General features: G+C 53.3%; 11 protein-coding genes. 7 read left to right on the top strand and 4 right to left on the bottom strand.

Features of this window, described 5'->3' with window-relative positions:
* Nucleotides 1-98: 98 nt before the first annotated feature.
* From GF423_RS06510 to GF423_RS06500, 3 genes are all read right to left on the bottom strand, one after another.
* Nucleotides 99-671, bottom strand: a complete 573-nt coding sequence (locus GF423_RS06510; protein WP_154327587.1) for a heavy-metal-associated domain-containing protein — start codon at nt 669-671, stop codon at nt 99-101.
* A gap of 118 nt (nt 672-789) precedes the next feature.
* Nucleotides 790-3,135 carry a TonB-dependent receptor gene (locus GF423_RS06505; protein ID WP_154327586.1) on the bottom strand — a complete coding sequence of 782 codons (2,346 nt, stop codon included), beginning with the start codon at nt 3,133-3,135 and terminating at the stop codon, nt 790-792.
* Nucleotides 3,136-3,236: 101 nt separating this feature from the next.
* Nucleotides 3,237-3,650: a hypothetical protein gene (locus GF423_RS06500; protein ID WP_154327585.1), complete on the bottom strand. Its 414-nt coding sequence runs from the start codon at nt 3,648-3,650 to the stop codon at nt 3,237-3,239.
* Between the two features lie 238 nt (nt 3,651-3,888).
* Between GF423_RS06500 and GF423_RS06495 the strand changes: the two genes are divergently transcribed.
* From GF423_RS06495 to GF423_RS06485, 3 genes are all read left to right on the top strand, one after another.
* Nucleotides 3,889-5,712, top strand: a complete 1,824-nt coding sequence (locus GF423_RS06495) for a Na/Pi cotransporter family protein (RefSeq protein ID WP_154327584.1) — start codon at nt 3,889-3,891, stop codon at nt 5,710-5,712.
* A 165-nt stretch (nt 5,713-5,877) separates the two neighbouring features.
* A complete protein-coding gene (locus GF423_RS06490) occupies nt 5,878-7,011 on the top strand; it encodes an N-acetyltransferase (RefSeq protein WP_154327583.1) in 1,134 nt (377 codons plus the stop codon).
* Between the two features lie 158 nt (nt 7,012-7,169).
* Nucleotides 7,170-8,495, top strand: a complete 1,326-nt coding sequence (locus GF423_RS06485; protein ID WP_154327582.1) for a glucose-6-phosphate isomerase — start codon at nt 7,170-7,172, stop codon at nt 8,493-8,495.
* Here the strand turns inward: GF423_RS06485 and GF423_RS14065 are convergent.
* On the bottom strand, nt 8,450-8,644 hold the full coding sequence (locus GF423_RS14065) for a hypothetical protein (protein WP_154538198.1): 195 nt from the start codon (nt 8,642-8,644) through the stop codon (nt 8,450-8,452). The genes GF423_RS06485 and GF423_RS14065 overlap by 46 nt on opposite strands.
* A 191-nt stretch (nt 8,645-8,835) precedes the next feature.
* Between GF423_RS14065 and GF423_RS06480 the strand changes: the two genes are divergently transcribed.
* The 4 genes from GF423_RS06480 (at nt 8,836) to GF423_RS06465 (ending at nt 18,493) form a co-directional block, all read left to right on the top strand.
* On the top strand, nt 8,836-10,638 hold the full coding sequence (locus GF423_RS06480) for a helix-turn-helix domain-containing protein (RefSeq protein ID WP_154327581.1): 1,803 nt from the start codon (nt 8,836-8,838) through the stop codon (nt 10,636-10,638).
* 131 nt (nt 10,639-10,769) lie between these two features.
* The gene (locus tag GF423_RS06475; RefSeq protein WP_154327580.1) at nt 10,770-11,816 is read left to right on the top strand and encodes a choice-of-anchor J domain-containing protein; all 1,047 of its coding nucleotides are present in this window, start codon (nt 10,770-10,772) and stop codon (nt 11,814-11,816) included.
* Nucleotides 11,817-11,822: 6 nt separating this feature from the next.
* Nucleotides 11,823-14,678, top strand: coding sequence for a carboxypeptidase regulatory-like domain-containing protein (locus GF423_RS06470; protein ID WP_262885007.1), 2,856 nt, complete (start codon nt 11,823-11,825; stop codon nt 14,676-14,678).
* Between the two features lie 677 nt (nt 14,679-15,355).
* Nucleotides 15,356-18,493, top strand: a complete 3,138-nt coding sequence (locus tag GF423_RS06465; RefSeq protein ID WP_154327578.1) for a SusC/RagA family TonB-linked outer membrane protein — start codon at nt 15,356-15,358, stop codon at nt 18,491-18,493.
* The last annotated feature ends 16 nt before the right edge of the window (nt 18,494-18,509 follow it).

The following is an 18,509-nucleotide window of genomic DNA, read 5'->3' as shown; positions in this document are numbered from 1 at the left end:
GCAGCGTCGACACTATCATGCAACAAGGGCTGCGCTCATGCTTGGAGCGCAGCCCTTGCTTGTGCTATGTGTGGGGGTAGCGTTTACACGCCAAATTTTTATTTCTTCTTGCCGTGGGCGTTGCCGCCGCCGCAGCATGAGCCGCTGGCCTGCGAGTTGCAGTTCTGGTCATTGTCGCACGAGGTGGCCGTGGGGGTGCAGGATGCGGCCTGCTGGCCCTGGCATTGGTGCTGGGCAGCCTTGGCACCCTTCTGGTGATTGGTGCAGTCGTGGTCGGCCGCTTTGGCACCGTTCTGGCAGTGGTTGTTGTCTTGTGCCATGGCAGGCATGGTGCAGTAGGGGGTGGCAGCGGGCTGGCTGCCGCCTTGCTGGGCATTGCCAGCCATGACCATGGCGTTCACGTCGAGCTTTTTCAGGCCCTTGATGATGTTTTGGTCGTTGTTTTTGCTGGTGTTGTATTTCACTGTCACCGTCTTGGTTTGCACGTCGACTTTCACATCCTCGATGCCCTTGCCCAGGGTGGGGATGTTGTTCATGATCTTGTTGACACAGCTCTGGCAGTAGATGTCGCCCGAGGTGAAAACAGTTGTCTTCACATTATTGTTTTCTTTGGCAGTGATAGCGCCGATAGCGAGAACGGCAATCACGCATAATAAAAATAACTTTTTCATAATTGCTTGATATTTATTGGTTTTGTGCAAATATAATGCAAAAGTGTTGCTAATAAAAATGTTTTAATTTTTTTTTACAACTTTACCCGCTTCGTGGGAAGGGGAGTGGTTGATATTGTTAATAGAGATTGAAGCGCACGCCCACATAGAACTTGCGGCCCATGAGCGGTCCCCACACGTTCATCGAGTTGAACTGTGTGCTGAAGGGGTTGTCGGCGCTGGCGATGGGCACCTTCTGGCGGTAGTCGGTGATGTTCTCGCAGCCCAGATACACATCGGCGCGGCCTATCTTGTGGGTGACTTGTGCAAAGAGCATGGGGTAGACGGGCGAGTGGCTGTCGTGGGCCAGGTCGCCGGTGGCCGACGGGATGCGAGCCTTGCCGTTGAGCTGGCCGGTGACATCGAAGACCCACATGCGGAACTTGGTGGCGTAGCTCAAGTTGAGCAACGTCTTGAACTGGTTGATGAGCGGACGCTCGACGCGGGCGGTGGTGCCGTCGGGGCGGTCGATAGTCATGCGGCTGGTGGTGTAGCGGAAGGTGGCAAACACGTCGAAGCGCGTGAACGGTGTCCAGTTGAAATCGAGCTGGTAGGAGTCGGTGTAGGACAGGCGGTCGCTCTCGTAGATGTTGATGGCAGCCGGGTCCCACTCCTGGTCGACCACGAGGGTCTTGTAGAAGCGCGTGCGGAAGTAGTCGAAGCTGAGCGAGGCATTCTGGTCGTTGCCCAGCACAAAGTTCTGGGTGAGGCTGCCGCCCACGGTGAGGGCTTTCTCCATGCGGTCGAGGTCGGCATAGGCGGTGTGGCCGCCGTTGATCAGGATTTGCCGGCCGGTGGCCAGCATGCCTATGTTGTCGGCCACGATGTCGGTCATGCGGTAGCCCAGGCCGGCCGAGGCGCGCAGCGTGGTCTTGGGCAGGATGTTCCACTTCACGTGGCCGCGAGGAGTGACAAAGAAGCGGTCGGCCAGGTCGTTGTAGTCGCCGCGCAGGCCGGCCACCAGGGTAAACTTGTCCTTGATGTCGAGGGTGTACTCGGCATAGCCGCCCACCTCGCGCTCGTCGCGGTTCATGTTGTAGAAAGTGGAGGGTGCGGCGGCAATCCAGGGCGTGGCGCCCAGCAAGTGCTCGCGGTAGTAGTCGAGGCGCGACTGTGCGCCCACCACGAGCGACGACTTGAGGTCGAAGTAGTGGCTGTACATCAAGTTGGCGGTGATGCTGTTCTGGTTGCCGTAGTAGTCGTTGAGCCCGAAATAGGCCTTCTCGTTGAAGTGGGTGAAGTCGGCCACCAGAGCCACGTTGGAGCGTTTCTCGGTCTTGCTCTGCTCGTCGTAGATGCCCGTGCCCACGGGCAGGGCCACCTTGAAGTAGCCGCTGGCCTCGCGGTTGGCGATGTGCGACCCATACATGGTGCCCGCGGTGGCCCAGTCCTCGGCCATGGCCTGGCGCATGGCGGCGTTGTCCTTGTAGTGGAGCATGCCGCCGGTGCGGCCGTCGGCCAGCAGGTGCCAGCCCCACCGCAGCTGCATGCCGCCCTTGGTGATATAGATCCAGCGGTTGGCCAGGTTGAACTTGCGGTCGCTGGGCTGGTCGCGGAAACCGTCGCGGTTGAGGTCCATGTGCCGCATCTCGCGCCAGTCGGTGTCGAGCGAGCCGTGGGCCATGACGATGGTAGAGAGGCGCTTGTCGCGGGTGAGCGGGATGGCGCTGGTGATGTTGAGCTCGGGGCGCAGCATGTCGTCGAGATAGGCGTTCACAAAGAGGCGCTCCTCGTCGGTGGGCTTGCGGTACTCGAGATTGATTTGCCCCGTCACGGCGTCGTGGCCGGCGGTGACACTCGACACACCCTTAGACACCTGTATCGAGTTGAGCCACATGCCGGGCACGTAGGTCATGCCGTAGGGGGCGCTCAGGCCGCGCATCACGGGGCGGCTCTCATCGAGCATCTGGGTGTAGGTGCCGGCCAGGCCCAGCATCTTGATTTGGCGTGCGCCCGAGATGGCGTCGCTGTAGCCCACGGTTACCGAGGCCGAGTTTTCAAACGACTCGGCCACCGTGCAGCAGGCGAGTTTGGTAAGGCCGGTGAACGAGAGGTTTTCGGTCTTGTAGATCGACTTGGCCAGCAGCGAGTTGCCGCGCTGTGCGCCCTCGACCACGACCTCGCCCAGGGTTGTCGAGGGGGTGAGGTGGATGGCAAGTGTTGTGGTGTCGCCGGCCACGTCGACAGTGTCGGGGCGGTAGCCTATGTAGGACACTACCAGCTTGTTGTAGTCTTTTACGGTGTGCAGGCCGAAGGTGCCGTCGGTGCCCGTCACGGTGCCCACGTTGGTACCGGCCCAGTATACCGAGGCGCCTATGAGCGGCTCGTGGTTTTCGTCGCACACCATGCCGCGCACCTGGCCGGCCTGCGAGCTTGCAGCCCACAGCAGGGCAGGGACTGCGAGAAAATACTTGTGAAATGTCATGAGTGTTGTAATCCTTGTTGTGACAGTGTTGATAAATCGATTGTGCCCTGCGGCGCCGGCAGCAGGGGGCGCCGGCAGCAGGGGCTGGGAGAGGGGATTTTTCAAGCTGTCGCAGGAGGTGCGCGCAGCCCGCTGCCGCCGCGCGGCGGCAAGGGCAGTGATGGGGGCCCCGGGCGTGCCAGGCGCCCGAGCGTGCAGGCTTGCGGACGTGGCAGGCGGGTGGCCACAGGCACTGTGGCCGCGGCCCAGGAGGCAGCCAGCGGCTTGGCGGGCATGGTGAAGTGGCTGCCTGCTGTGTAGAGACTGAGGTCCTGGCTGTGGTGGGCGTCGCAGCACGACTTGACGGTCATGCTCGCCGTCGAGTGGCTTGCGGCGGCCGCGCTGCAGTGCTGCAGGTGGGCGGTCATGGCGCCGTGGTGCATCTCGCAGTCGATCGAGGCCCACATGCGGCTGCCCGTGGCAGTGATGTACACAGCCAGCAGCAGCAGGGTCAGGATTTTGCTCAATCGTGTCATTCAGCCTTTGTATTACGAGTGCAAAGATAAGCAATGCCAGGCAACTGGTTTTGCACAATTTCCTTAAAATGTTGCACAACCTGCCCCGCCCGAGCGGCTGCAGCGGTAAAGAAAGCCTAAGATGAGATAAAATTAATTAAACCGATGCAGGGCTTATTAAAATTATTATTAGTAAATTTGCACGCTGACGGAAATAGCATAGCACTTTTTTTTGACACATAATTAAATCCCTTGATAAATGGATTATTCCATACTTGATTTTTTGTCGCTGCTGGGTGCAGTGGGCTTGTTTCTATACGGAATGAAGGTGATGAGCGAGGGCCTTCAGAAGGCTGCGGGCAACCGCCTGCGCTCGATACTGGCTGTGATGACTAAAAACCGTTTCATGGGTGTGATCACGGGCATCGCCATCACGGCGCTCATCCAGAGCTCGTCGGCCTCGACGGTGATGGTGGTGAGCTTTGTGAATGCCGGCTTGATGTCGCTCGAGCAGTCGATGGCCGTAATCTTCGGCGCCAATGTGGGCACCACCTTCACGGCGTGGATCGTGTCGATATTCGGCTTCAAGGTCAACCTGAGCGTGGTGCTGCTGCCGCTGCTGGCCATAGCGGTGCCGATGCTGTTTCTCAAGAAAAACCAGTATAAAAACATAGGCGAGTTTCTCATAGGCTTTGTACTGCTGTTCTACGGTCTCGACTTCATACAGCAGAACGTGCCTGTGCTCGATGCCAATGCCTTTGGCGTGCTTCAGGGCTATGCCAACATGGGATTCTGGTCGGTGCTCATCTTCCTCACCGTGGGCCTGGTGGTGACACTGGTGATACAGTCGAGCGCGGCCACCTTTGCCATCGTGCTGGTGATGGCCACCAAGGGGTGGATACCCTTCGACATGGCCTGTGCCATGGTGCTGGGCAGCAACATAGGCACCACCATCACCCCGCTGCTGGCCTCGCTGGGCGCCAACCTGGCCGCCAAGAAGGCCGCTGTGGGGCACTTGCTGTTCAACGTGCTGGGCACGGTGTGGACCCTGGTGGCCTGGTATGCATTCATCCCGCTCATCGAGTGGATATGCATCGACGTCTTTTCCACGCCCGACCCCACCCTGCTCTACACCAAGATGAGCCAGGGTGTGAAGGTGAGCCCGCACGAGATGGCCACGCTGGCCTTTTCCATCTCGTTTGGCATGTCGATGTTCCACACGGTGTTCAACCTCATCAACCTCTCGGTGATGATATGGTTCACCAAGGGCTATGTGAAGATGGTGAACCACCTGGTGCACAGCCACCACAAGAAGGAAGACGACGAGTTCCAGCTCAAGTACATCTCGGCCGGCCTGCTCAATGCCGCCGAGCTCAACATCACGCAGGCGCAGCGTGAGATTGTGGTCTATGCCGAGCGCGTGGAGCGCATGCTGGGCATGGTGAAGTCGCTGGTGCACATCAAGACGGGCACCAGCGAGTTCAACAAGGTGTACTCGCGCATTGGCAAGTACGAGGATATTTCCGACCGCATGGAAATCGAGATAGGCAAGTACCTCAACAACCTGGTCGACGGGCGCCTCTCCTACGATGCCAAGCTGCGCGTGGGCACGATGCTGAGCATCGTGAGCGAGATCGAGAGCATCGCCGACTCGTGCAACAACATTGCGCGCACGCTTGTGCGCAAGGAGGAGGCCGGGGCCCACTTTGTCGACTACAACTATGAGAACATCGACCAGATGCTCAAGCTCGTGGGCGAGGCCATGAGCAACATGATTGCCGTGCTGTGCGACATCGACAACGCCACGAGCGACGACTTGATACGCAACTACAACAAGGAGCGCGAAATCAACAACATGCGCAACATGCTGCGCACCGAGAATATCGAAAACATCAACCAGAAGAAGTATCCCTACCAGGCTGGCATCTTCTACATGGACATTATATGCGAGGCCGAGAAGCTGGGCGACTTTATCGTGAACGTGATCGACGGCATTGAGACGCAGATACGCCGGCGTGAGCGCGAGAACAGCGACGAGATCGTGCACAACGGCGAGGTGGTGCAGACGGGCATCAAGAGCTAACCGCGTCGCGCCCCCCCCGAGGCATGGCGCCTGTGGCCACACCCACTATTTCTATCGACTGGTATTCAAGAGGTGGCAATATAGCGATAAATGTTGCGGCATGTTGCTGCGCATTGGGCTGTTTTTATTATCTTTGCAACCTGAAAAATGATTTGTATTTAGTGTATGGCTGTAGAAATTAGGCTCATAGAGCCCACCAAGCGCAACTTGCTCAAGTTTGTGCATTATCCCATCGATGTGCTGTATAAAGGCAATCCCTACTATGTGCCCTCGCTTGTCACCGACGAGGTGGGCACGCTCACACCCAGCGAGAACCCGGCATTTGAGTTCTGCCAGAGTGTGTACTACATGGCCTACCGCGACGGCAAGCCCGTGGGGCGCATTGCCGGCATCATCAACCGGGTGGTGAACGAGCGCGAGGGCAAGCAAGAGTGCCGCTTCGGCTTTGTCGACTTTATCGACGACGACGAGGTGGTCGACGGTCTCATCGGGGCAGTGACCCGCTGGGGCAAGGAGCAGGGCATGGAATACCTCACCGGCCCGCTGGGTTTCACCGACATGGACCCCGAGGGCTGCCTCATCGAGGGCTTCGATGAGCTGAGCACGCAGGCCACGATCTACAACTACCCCTACTATGGCAGGCAGCTGGAGCGCGTGGGCTTTAAGAAAGACACCGACTGGGTAGAATACAAGGTCTTTGTGCCCGACACCATCCCCGAGAAGATGGTGCGCATCTCCAAGATAGTGCAAGAGAAATACGGCCTGCGCAACCTGCACCTCAAGAGCCGCAAGCAGCTGGTGCGCAACTATGCCGACGCCGTGTTTCATCTCATCAACAAGGCCTACGACAGCCTCTTCGGCTACTCGCCGCTCACCGAGGCGCAAATCCAGCACTACATCAAGCTCTACCTGCCGGCCCTGCCTCTCGACCACATCTCGCTCATCGTCGACGCCAGCGACCGGCTGGTGGGCGTGGGCATCTCCATTCCCTCGCTCAGCCACGCCTTGCAGGCCAGTCGCGGGCGCTACCTGCCCCTGGGCTGGCTGCACCTGCTGCGCGCCATCACGGGCCACTCGCCCATTGTCGACCTCATGCTTATCGCCGTCGAGCCCGAGCTGCAAAGCAAGGGCGTGAACTCGATGCTCTTCACCGACTTGCTGCCCGTGTTCCAGCGCCGCCACTACAAGTGGGCCGAGACCAACGTGGAGCTCGAAGACAACGCCAACGTGCAGAAGCAGTGGCAATACTTCGACTACGTGCAGCACAAGCGCCGCCGCGCCTATACCAAGGCCCTGTAGGCGCCGCTGCCCTGTGGCCGGCATGGCTCGATTGTGAAAAAAAACAGGATTGGCTCCCATTGCGGTGTGGCCCAATTACATTACCTTTGCTTTTAAGAAAGCAATCAAACACAGAGGATTAAATCACACATACACATAAATAACAGTATTACAAGATTATGTCAAAAATTCAAGTAAACAACACAGCTGCACTGGGCCAGGTCATCGACCAGGAGCAAGTGGCAGCGTTGCGCCCTGCCGCCGAGGCAGCCGCCCTGAAGCTGGAACAAGGCACAGGCCTGGGCAACGACTTCCTGGGCTGGCTGCACCTGCCCAGCAGCATTACCCCCGATTTTCTGAACGACATTGAGGCCACCGCCCAGTCGCTGCGCAGCAAGTGCCAGTATGTGGTGACCATAGGCATAGGCGGCAGCTATCTTGGCGCCAAGGCCGTGATCGAGGCGCTGGCCGACAACTTTGCGGCCTACAAGCCTGCCACCACCCATGTGCTCTTTGCCGGCAACAACATAGGCGAGGACTACCTCTACGACCTCATCGACCTGCTCAAGGGCAAGCAATTTGGCATCATCGTGATTTCAAAGTCGGGCACCACCACCGAGCCCTCGATAGCCTTCCGCCTGCTCAAGGACATGCTTGAGCAGCAAGTGGGCAAGGCCGAGGCAGCCACCCGCATCGTGGCTGTGACCGACGCCCGCCGGGGCGCGCTGCGCGGCCTGGCCACCCAAGAGGGCTACAAGACCTATGTGATACCCGACAACGTGGGCGGCCGCTTCTCGGTGCTCACGCCCGTGGGCCTGCTGCCTATCGCCGTGGCCGGCTACGACATCAAGGCCCTGGTCGAGGGCGCTGTCGAGATGGAGAAAGCCGGCGGCGACGACATTTTCACCTATGCCACCACGCGCAACGCCCTGTATCGCGCTGGCCGCAAGATTGAGCTGCTGGTCAACTTCAACCCCAAGCTGCACTACTTTGCCGAGTGGTGGAAGCAGCTCTACGGCGAGAGCGAGGGCAAGGACCACAAGGGCATTTTCCCCGCCGCCTGCGACTTCACGACCGATCTTCACTCGATGGGCCAGTGGATACAAGACGGTGAGCGCACCATCTACGAGACCGTGATAAGCGTGGGCGAGCCTGCCCACTCGGTCGTGATACCCGACGACAAGGCCAATCTCGACGGTCTCAACTTCATCGCCGGCAAGCACGTTGACTATGTGAACAAGATGGCCGAGCTGGGCACCCGCCTGGCTCATGTGGACGGTGGCGTGCCCAACCTGCTCATCACCGTGCCGGCCCTCAAGGAGAAGTACCTGGGCCAGCTCATCTACTTCTTTGAGAAGGCTTGCGGCGTGAGCGGCTACATCCTCGATGTGAACCCGTTCAACCAGCCAGGTGTCGAGGCCTACAAGAAAAACATGTTTGCCCTGCTCGACAAGCCTGGCTACGAGGCCGAGAGCAAGGCCATCAAGGCCAAGCTGGGCAAGTAGCCTGGCACTATTGCCGCCACAGGCACACACACACAGCACAGCGGGGGAGGTTTCTCATCACGAGGGGCCTCCCCCGCGCCGTGCTGCTGCTGCCCCCAGGCCACAACGGCCCTCGCGGCGCCAGGAGGCAAAATTAAAAACTTAAACATAACGTTCAAGCAGCGCACTTTGAAGCGGCTGCCAACCAGTCCACTTGATGCTGTGCGCATGAATTGGCTCATTATATAAATAATCCCGTCGCAAGGAGCCATGTTTTTGGCTTTTATTGCTATCTTTGTAATATCACGTAGAATTGTACTTGATTTTACTATGTACCACAATATCAATGGTAATTGTATAAATGACAAAATTCTTTGAAACATATTGTTTGTCAGATGTTTATAAAAACATCATCAACAATTTACGCGTCAGTTGCGTAAATAAGGTGAAAAGAATACTGCCCATTTTTTTAATTACTTTTTTCTTCATTCAGGTAGTTTCCTGCGGCAGAACTAATAAGCGATCCCAGTCATTATACAATCTTCATGAACAGTGCTATTGGCTAATCTATCACAATGATTATGATTCGTTAAAGCAAAAGGCAGAACTTTTTTTGGATCTTTCTCGCGCTGAGAATGACAAGAATGCTGAGTCTTATGCTTATATTTGCCTTGCTGCCTGTGAGCTTACTGGAGGAAAAGCCAGTAAAGCAAAGGAATATTTGAATAAAGCGCAGAATATTGCAATCAATAACAGCAATGACACTATATGGGCTTATGCCCTAAATTTAAAAGGCATCTATGAGGCAAGAGTCAATTACAATATATTCTCTTCTCAGCAATGTTTTTATAAAAGCAAGCAACTGGCCGAAAAGGCGGCCAATTACCGCCAGGTAGCAGCAGCATCTATTAATCTTGGAGCATTGGCAACACTGACAAGAGATACCTCCTTCATAAAGACAGTCAAGTACGCTTACGAATACGGCCGTCAGACACATAACATGCACTATATGATGGGTGGGGCACAAACCCTGTCATCGCTTTACCAAATTGCAGGAAATCCCGTAGAGGCAGAACGATACCTTGACATAGCTATCTCAATCAACGACAAGTACAACTTTCACCATGATGGAGTGCTCGCATTGACACAGAGTTATATATCGCTCGACCGTGGCGAGCATCTGAAAGCATTGAACGAGGCTAAAGAAGGAATTGAACGTCTTGGGCCGTCACAGGCTACAATGCTTCCTCAGGCCTGGCTTTGCATGGCAAGAATATACATGGCAATGGGCGACTATAGATCGGCTCTTGAGTCGTTAAAACACACGAAGGATGTATCCCGCCAATACAGTTCCTATGGCTATATGTCGGATGTCTACGAACTAATGGCTCAATGTTATTATCACACTAATTCTCCGAATGAGGCTCTTGAGGCAATCCATATGGTCAGTCTCGAGCAACAGTCGTCACGTGAAACAATGCGTAAACAGCTTTCGGCCGAACACGCCTTGCTTCAAGAAATGGCCCAAAAAGAGAATGTTTCAGAGATGAGGCGATTGCGTCTAAGCCATCAAATCTGGATGAGTGCAGCCTTGGGAATGCTGGCATTATGTCTTTTCTCAGTTATAATTTATATGGTGGTATCTCGACGGCGGCGCGAGAAACTAATGAGAAGTGTTGTAGCCTCAACCCGCCAGACAGTGGCTGCCGAGGATAAAATAGACAGTTTATGTCTTGGTATCAGTTCAGGTACCGATGTATCAGGTGATGGGAATCAGCATGCGACCTCATCAGACAAGAAGACTCACAACAAAGATATCTACGATCGTCTATGCCGAATGATGATTGTCGACAGGCTTTATGCTGACAAAACCCTTACACGTGAAAGTGTCATTGAGCGTCTGGGAACGAATCGCACATATTTCACTCAACTGCTTCAAGAAAATTGTGGCATGAACTACTCTCAATTCATAGCCTCTTATAGAGTAAAAGAAGCCATACGCCTTCTCAGCGACTCCTCTCGCCAGAACCTGTCGGTTCAGGAGGTGTGCTCAATGTGCGGTTTCGGTTCCACCTCTTCATTCTACAAGACATTTCAGGCTTCCACTGGTGTCACGCCAGTGGCTTTTCGCAAGTTCTCACTAAAGCAAAGTGTTGATCGTTAGTGTGTTGTTGTAACAAAAAAATTCTATTTTTTACAATTTGTAAAATACGGAAGTTAACTTTTTGGATCAAAAGATTCTTGGAAATAATTTTGGATAGTGAATTTTATCATGTTTAACTAAAAAACCAAATTATGAAAAGAACTCTTTCTTTTGTTATGCTTTTGGCATTGCCCCTCATTGTTATGGCGGCAATCTCATGGCATACACAAAGCGGTGGTACGACAGGGGCGTCTTATCTGCTGCCGTTAAATGTCGACGGGTCTCCGACGGCAAAAGCTACACAAAGTCGCGGCCCGAATAAAACAGTGATGCGCGACAACTATCTATTTGAAGATTTCGAGACAGTTGACGACTCAACAGGCCTTCCTCAAGGATGGGTTACCGTGTCTACTCCCGGAAAACCGTCTGACAAATGGGCTGCAGGACGCCTGAATGTGAATGCCGTATCAGGTTATAATTGCGCATATGTACTTGGTGGCGATTTTGAGACTGACCACGATACCTGGTTGTTCTCTCCGATGGTGCACATCACTGATTCAAATCTTGTGGTAGACGCACAACTTTACATGCCACATATTTCTGATGGCACATACGTGTCGAAGATAAGCGTGGTGTTGTGTTCGTCTCAATCCAAAAACGATGTTGTCCTTACTTTGGAAAAGGATCTGCAGGAGGATATAGATTACTGGCATACACTGTATTATGAGCTTGGAAATATAGCTCCAGGTGATTATTGCTTGGGATTCCACTGCTCCTCTCCAAGTCGAGCTAACACCATGTGCCTGGACAATGTACGCATCTCTGATGGTAAGGACCCCAGAGTTTCTTATGATTCATCAGTAGATTTTGGAAAAGTAGATCCATTGTTGGCAGCAACCCAAAAGATTGAAGTCCTCAATTCTGGAACAAGTACACTGAAAATTTGGTATAAAGAGTCCAGTCCTGAAATCACTTGTACTGGGCTTCCCTTAGAGCTTGGCCAATGGGAATCAGGTGGTATCGAGATAAAACTCAAGGGTATATCCGAAGGTGCTTATGAAGGATTCCTCAAGCTGGGGACCAACGATGTGACACAGCCTGAGGTTACCATACCGATTCACGCCGAAGGTGTCAAATATCCTGTATCAGATGTGATTATAGAAGGCTTTGAAAATGGGAAACCATCAGGATGGGATTAGTCGCGTTTGACGTTTGTACTCAAAGAATATGGAGCTCACAGCGGTACAATGGCATGGTATAGCACTGCATCCTATGCCGAACCCACTCAAGACCTTCCCGGCATGGGTTTCAAAACCAACTATGTCAAATTAGGTGAAAATCCCAATATCTCATTCTGGTTTAAGGCTTATACAAATAGTGGTGCGGCCGACGTAAATCAGATGACGGCTACAGTGCGAGTCTCTAACGATGAAGGTGAATGGGATGAAATATGGTCGTTAGCCCCGGATAAGACTGACAGTATTTCCATCACTGGAGACTGGCAACAGCTCAAACTGCAACTGCCAGAAAAGTATAAGGGCAAAACAGCACGTGTCTGCATAGCATTTTATGCTAAAGAATCGTATGATTACAACCTGATGATCGATGATGTTTTAATCGGCACTCCTCCTTCCAACGATGCGGCATTAGCAATACTCCACGGCCCGACAATGGCCAATCCAGGCAAAGAGCAAACCTATACAGTGGAAGTGGTCAACAATAGCGAAACTGATATAGAGGGTGGCAAAATCATTGTTTCAGATGATTTTACAGGTGATGAACTCACACAGGTAAATTGTCCGAAACTTGCCGGCAATGCCACTACCCCTGTTGAAGTCAAGTGGACTCCCGAGCGTGCAGGGGCTTATCGTCTTATAGCCACATACCACAACGATGGGGATGCAGACGAAGCCAATAATACCTCTTCTCAGTTGAATATTGTCGTACTCCCGAAAGACAATCGTTCTGTAATAGATAATAAGGGTAAGGAGTGGACAGGAGCTATGAGGCTCCCAGTAGACTTCAACTCATACGAGTGCATTAACCAGACTATCTATAGGGCAAGCGATATAGGTTCAAATAAGGGTACTATCAATTCTATAGCCTATCTGACAGCGCTGAAAACACCTTACTACTCTGATAATTTCAAGTTATATGTTGCAGAGACTGACAAAGACGATCTCTCTGACGGAGTGTTTATTCCAGACAGTGAATTTGTGAAAGTATTTGACGGAAACATCTACTTCCCTACGGGTACAAACACCATGGTGATTCCTTTTGAAAAGCCTTATGATTATAAGGGGGGTAACCTTGTAGTGATGACCACCAGAAAGAGTGACAATTTCATGTATGGCATATACTACAAGCTATGGCTCTGCAAGGACGAGGGTGACATCCGTTCGCTGTCAAGCTCTTCCTTAATACCAGGCAAGGTGTTTGGCAATGACAATAAAGTGATAGACAAGATTGGTGCTTTCCCAGAGACACTCTTCAATATAGTGTATGGACCTGTTGGTGAGTTGGGTGGCAAGATTACTGACAAAGATGGCTCTCCTGTGAAGGGTGCAAAGGTGACAGTGACTGGAAGCAAACTCTCGGCAGTGACTGATGCTGAGGGTCAATATGAAATTTCTGGAGTTGCAGTAGGTGATGTATCGGTAGCTGTAACTGCTCATGGCTACCGTGATGCCACAAGTGCAGTCTCTACTGTGAGTGACGGTGGAAAGACCACTATCAATGTCAGCCTCGAGGCTTACCCGAAATACACAGTAAAGGGCAAATTCATAAACGATGAGGGTACAGGAATATCCAACGTGGCTATAACCCTTGAGGGATATGACAAGCTATCGGCCATTACCGATAACAATGGCAACTATACAATACCTGGAGTGACTGGACAGACAGGCGTCGAGTATGTACTGACGGCAGAACAGCCTTATTTCTACACCTATCACAACCAGATAAGTGTAAACGCTGACCTCAGTAAAGACTTTGAATTGGATTACAAGGCAGGAAAAGCACAACAGCCTACTGCCATAGTTAGCGATGATCAAAAAAGCTGCTCTGTATCTTGGGGTATCCCCCTTGTAGAATACTCTCATGACAGTGGCGTTGCCAAAGATTTTGTTGGTTGGCAGAATGCCGGAGAGCAGATCGGTGCAGGAGCATGCTTTAAGCAAAATTCCGAAATAAATGAGGTAAGTTTCTACGTGGGATCTGCACCAGCAGGGCATGGCAAGTTCAATGTATATATTTTCGGGCTGCTGCCCGACGGCAAGCCAAACAAAAATAATATACTGTTTACTGCCAAAGATATACCCTATGTAGATAATGCTTGGACCACCTACAAGCTCCCGTACAAAGTCAAAGCAGATGGATTTATGGTATTCATAACCTGTGATGGCTTCATGAATATAGGAGTCAGCGAGCCTACTGGAGAATATCCGTTTGCTCCCGGCCAGTGTTATTATGCAGGCGACGGTTTCTCAGTACAGTTCTCCGATATGCAGACTTACGGCAACTTGCATTTCATGATTCGAGCATATGGTAAAGATCTGGGCGCCTGGAAGGGCTCAGAGCTTTCTCGCGGACCTGTTTCAGAAGACTTTGCCGGCCGCAAGAGTGCGACTTATGATGTGTATCGACTCACACATGAGTATAATAAGATTGAAGCCGAAAAGGTGGCCTCAGTATCTGATACAAAATGGACCGACGCTGGCTACGCTGAGCTTGAACCGGGCAGATATAGTTATTCTGTAGTGGCCAAATATGGCAGCAAGGAGTCGATCGAATCTATATCTCAAATTATTGATAAGACCTCCACTTCGGTATCCAATGTCAATAGCGACGATGCAGGGGTGTCGATCGAAGGTGATGATCTTGTTCTCTCGTGCCCGGAACTCATAAAGGAGGTTACGATAGCAAACGTGTCAGGTGTGATTTTGGTCAATACACATTCTCCTGAGGCCCGTATCAGTCTTAGGGATATGGGCAAAGGCGTTTTAATCGTCAATGTCAAGAATAACAACGGAAAAAACACGGTTTTCAAGGTTGTAAGATAATTGGGGTAGACCAATAATATTGTCACTATCCTCCTAATCTAATCGATGGTCTCCAGTTGCACAATGGTGTAACTGGAGACCATTTTCATGTTGGATACTGTTTGTTTGAGTGCTTACACATGGGCAGAGCAACTGAGAACAAGACGAAAAGCTGTCGATATCGATGAGACTTAATCGAAAAAAACAACAATAGCACATTTATATTTTTATTGTTTTTATCAATAGGCAGATTGGCACATAGAGAGTTGACTAACCCGAAAAAATGTGCATTTTTATTCGTTATACTGTTAAAAAGCCAATGTTAAAACGGTGTTGATTTTAACATTTCGGTCCACCCTTGCCTGGGTTGATTGTACTATTTTTGAGCGAAATGGTTAAAGTGGGGTATTTCCTTGGCAAAAAAGTACACTATTGCTATTTTTGCAAAAATTAAACGACTAAATGAAAGTTTTGACACGCTTGTTTGTTTTGATTTGTTAGTTTAGCGGCAATTGTGCATTTTATAGTGGAATGCAGTGTTTTGAAATGGCTCTATGACCTGAAGTTTTGGTCTCACTTTTTAAAGCAAAGAAACGTTTTACACAGGGTGCTCTATACCCTGCTTTCTTTAGCTCTATATAATATATGTGTTTGAAAATTTTATTTAAGTCTAAGTATTAATTTTAATTGTTTACTGTATGAAGAAGAAGCTGTTTCTATTAGTAGTAGCAGTATTGTCGCTTGCACTGGGCGCCAGCGCCGCGGTGATCAAGGGGCAAGTTGTCGATGCTTCTACCGGCGAGCCATTGATGGGCGCCACAGTGCAACCTGTGGGCGGCGGCAATGGTACTGCAACCGATCTCAATGGCGAGTTCAGCCTTGACATCCCCAACAGTGTGAAATCATTAACCGTGTCCTATGTGGGCTATGCCAGCCAGACGGTGGCAGCCGTCAACGGCATCAAGGTGGCCCTTGAGAGCCAGGGCGAGCAGCTCGACGAGGTGATGGTCGTGGCCTATGGCACGAGCAAGAAGACCTCGTTTACGGGCGCTGCCGAGGCCGTGGGCAACAAGAAGCTGGAGTTGCGCCCTGTGACCAGCGCCACCAAGGCCCTTGAGGGCAACGTGAGCGGTATTCAGGTGACCAGCGGCACGGGCCAGCCCGGTTCGTCGCCCAGCATCGTGATACGTGGCTTCGGGTCGATCAACGCCAGCAACAGCCCGCTCTATGTGGTCGACGGCATCCCCTACGACGGTGCCCTGTCGAGCATCAACCCTTCCGACATCGAGAGCATGACTGTGCTCAAGGATGCATCGGCCGGCGCCCTCTATGGCGCGCGCGGCGCCAACGGTGTGGTGATGATACAGACCAAAAAAGGCAAGGAGGGCAAGGCCAACGTGACCTGGCGCAGCACCTTCGGCTGGTCGAACCGCGCCATCAAGCGCTACGACAATGTCGACCAGCGCCAGTATGTGCAGCTCGTGTATGAGGGCCTGCGCAACGGCTATGTATACAACGAGGGCTACACCTGGGCCAAGGCCGAGGCCGCAGCCCGCGCCTCGCTGGGGAGCACGCTGGGCGGCGAGCTCTACAACCCCTTCAAGAATTACACCTGGGACACCATCATCGACCCCTCGACGGGCCAAGTGCAGGCCGACGCACAAAGTGCCTGGAACGAGGACTGGTATGACAGCGTGACCCGCAAGAACGCCTTCCGCACCGAGCACCAGTTCGAGGTGTCGGGCGGCTCAGAGAAGTCGCACTACCTCATGTCGCTGGGTTATCTCAACGAGAACGGTATATTGAAGACCACCCGCTTCCAGCGCTACAACGCGCGTGTGAACGCCGACAGCCAGGTCACCGACTGGTTCAAGACCAGCCTCAACACCACGCTGGCCTGGACCACGCAAAACTTCAGCGACTATGACGGCACGGCCAACAGCAACGTGTGGTACACGGCCCAGTTTATCAACCCGCTGTTTCCCGTCTATCTCAAGGATGCCCAGGGTAAGAATGTGGTCGACGCCAACGGCGAGGCCGAGTATGACTGGGGCGAGGGCGGCCGTCCGGGCTCGCTCAACGACTTCAGCTCGCTGGGCAGCCTGCTGCTCGACAAGGCCAAGATCGACCACGATGTGGCCGGCCTGCGTGCAGGCATGGTATTCGGCAGCGACCTGGCCAAGTATGGCTGGGCACAGGGCTTGAAATTCTCGATGAACTTCGGTTTCGACTACAACAACACCGAGCGTGTGCGCTACCTCAACTCCAAGCACGGCAACCAGGCCAATGCCGGTGGCATGCTCTACAAGGTCAACGGCCGCACGCAGTCCTATACCTTCAACCAGCTGCTCACGTGGACCCGCACCCTGGGCGGCGTGCACAACATCGACGTGCTGGTGGGCCACGAGTTCTACAACTACAAGTACAACTACCTGGAGGCCAGCAAGACCAACCTCATCGACGGCATCCTCGAGTTGCGCCCGGGCACCACGATCAACAGTGCCGACTCCTACCAGTATGACTACCGCATCAACTCGTGGTTGAGCCGCTTGAACTACAACTACGACAACCGTTACTATATCTCGGCTTCGCTGCGCCAGGATGCCTCGTCGCGCTTCTACAAAGACAACCACACGGGCACCTTCTGGTCGGTGGGCGCCAACTGGCGCGTCTCGAGCGAGAGCTTCCTGAAAGACGTGAGGTGGATCAACAACCTGAGCGTGAAAGCCAGCTACGGCATGCAGGGCAACGACAACGTGGGTACCTACTATGCCTGGCAGTCGCTCTACGACCTGCAGTTTGCCAACGCCGGCAACAAGGGCGCCATCATCGCCAGTCTTGAAAACAAAGACCTCTCGTGGGAGAAAAACGGCAACCTCAACCTGGGTGTCGAGGGCATGTTCCTCGACCGCCGCGTGCGCCTGAACGCCGATTGGTACTACAAGAAGACGACCCACATGCTGCTGCAATTCCCCATGGCCCTGTCGACGGGCTTCAGCGGCTACTATGCCAACGTGGGCAACATGCGCAACCAGGGCATCGAGATCCAGCTCGGCCTCACCCCGGTGCGCACCCAGGACCTGGAGTGGAACATTACGCTCATGGGCAACACTGTGAGCAACAAGGTGCTCAAGCTCACCACCGAGTCGCCCGAGCTCATAAGCGGCGTGTACAGCACCAAGGTGGGCAACCCCATCAACACGTTCTATATGGCCAAGACGGCAGGTGTCGACCCCGCAACGGGTGCACAGCTCTACTACGCCTATGAGAGCATGAACGACGACGGCAGCGTCAACGGCGAGTATATCACCGACGACTACAGCGTGGCCGCCAACCACAAGTACTACATGGGCAGCCGCATCCCCGACCTCTTCGGCAGTGTGGGTACCGACCTCACCTGGAAAGGTTTGAGCCTGAGCGTGCTCACCACCTACTCGATAGGCGGCAAGATCTACGACGGCCTCTACGCCACCGCCATGGACTACAACTACTACAGCCAGACGTGGAACCAGGCAGCCCTGCGCCGCTGGCAGAAGCCAGGCGACGTGACCGACGTGCCCCGCATCGAGATTGCCGGCACCAACATCACCAACGACCGCTTCCTGATCAACGCTTCCTACTTTGCCATCAAGAACATCACCTTGAGCTACAGCCTGCCCAAGGCACTGGTGAGCAAGGCCCGCCTGCAGGGCGTGCGCGTGTTTGGCTCGTTCGACAATGTGGCGCTGTGGAGTCATCTCAACGGCATGGATCCGCAATACAACTTCTCGGGCTCAACCGACTTCTCCTACACGCCCAACAAGACGTTGCAAGTGGGCTTTGAGCTCAATTTCTAACGATTGTGTTACACAG

This window comes from Sodaliphilus pleomorphus, assembly GCF_009676955.1.
Taxonomy (GTDB): Bacteria; Bacteroidota; Bacteroidia; order Bacteroidales; family Muribaculaceae; genus Sodaliphilus; species Sodaliphilus pleomorphus.
The sequence above is the reverse complement of the archived record's forward strand: the minus strand, read 5'-3'. Positions and strand labels throughout refer to the sequence as shown.

What these genes read in the sequence shown, in the direction of transcription:
- GF423_RS06485 (WP_154327582.1), top strand. Translation starts at nt 7,170, where the DNA reads ATGTCAAAAATTCAAGTAAACAACACAGCTGCACTGGGCCAGGTCATC.
- GF423_RS06505 (WP_154327586.1), bottom strand. Translation starts at nt 3,135, where the DNA reads ATGACATTTCACAAGTATTTTCTCGCAGTCCCTGCCCTGCTGTGGGCT.
- GF423_RS06495 (WP_154327584.1), top strand. Translation starts at nt 3,889, where the DNA reads ATGGATTATTCCATACTTGATTTTTTGTCGCTGCTGGGTGCAGTGGGC.
- GF423_RS06490 (WP_154327583.1), top strand. Translation starts at nt 5,878, where the DNA reads ATGGCTGTAGAAATTAGGCTCATAGAGCCCACCAAGCGCAACTTGCTC.
- GF423_RS06465 (WP_154327578.1), top strand. Translation starts at nt 15,356, where the DNA reads ATGAAGAAGAAGCTGTTTCTATTAGTAGTAGCAGTATTGTCGCTTGCA.
- GF423_RS06480 (WP_154327581.1), top strand. Translation starts at nt 8,836, where the DNA reads ATGACAAAATTCTTTGAAACATATTGTTTGTCAGATGTTTATAAAAAC.
- GF423_RS14065 (WP_154538198.1), bottom strand. Translation starts at nt 8,644, where the DNA reads ATGTTTAAGTTTTTAATTTTGCCTCCTGGCGCCGCGAGGGCCGTTGTG.
- GF423_RS06475 (WP_154327580.1), top strand. Translation starts at nt 10,770, where the DNA reads ATGAAAAGAACTCTTTCTTTTGTTATGCTTTTGGCATTGCCCCTCATT.
- GF423_RS06510 (WP_154327587.1), bottom strand. Translation starts at nt 671, where the DNA reads ATGAAAAAGTTATTTTTATTATGCGTGATTGCCGTTCTCGCTATCGGC.
- GF423_RS06500 (WP_154327585.1), bottom strand. Translation starts at nt 3,650, where the DNA reads ATGACACGATTGAGCAAAATCCTGACCCTGCTGCTGCTGGCTGTGTAC.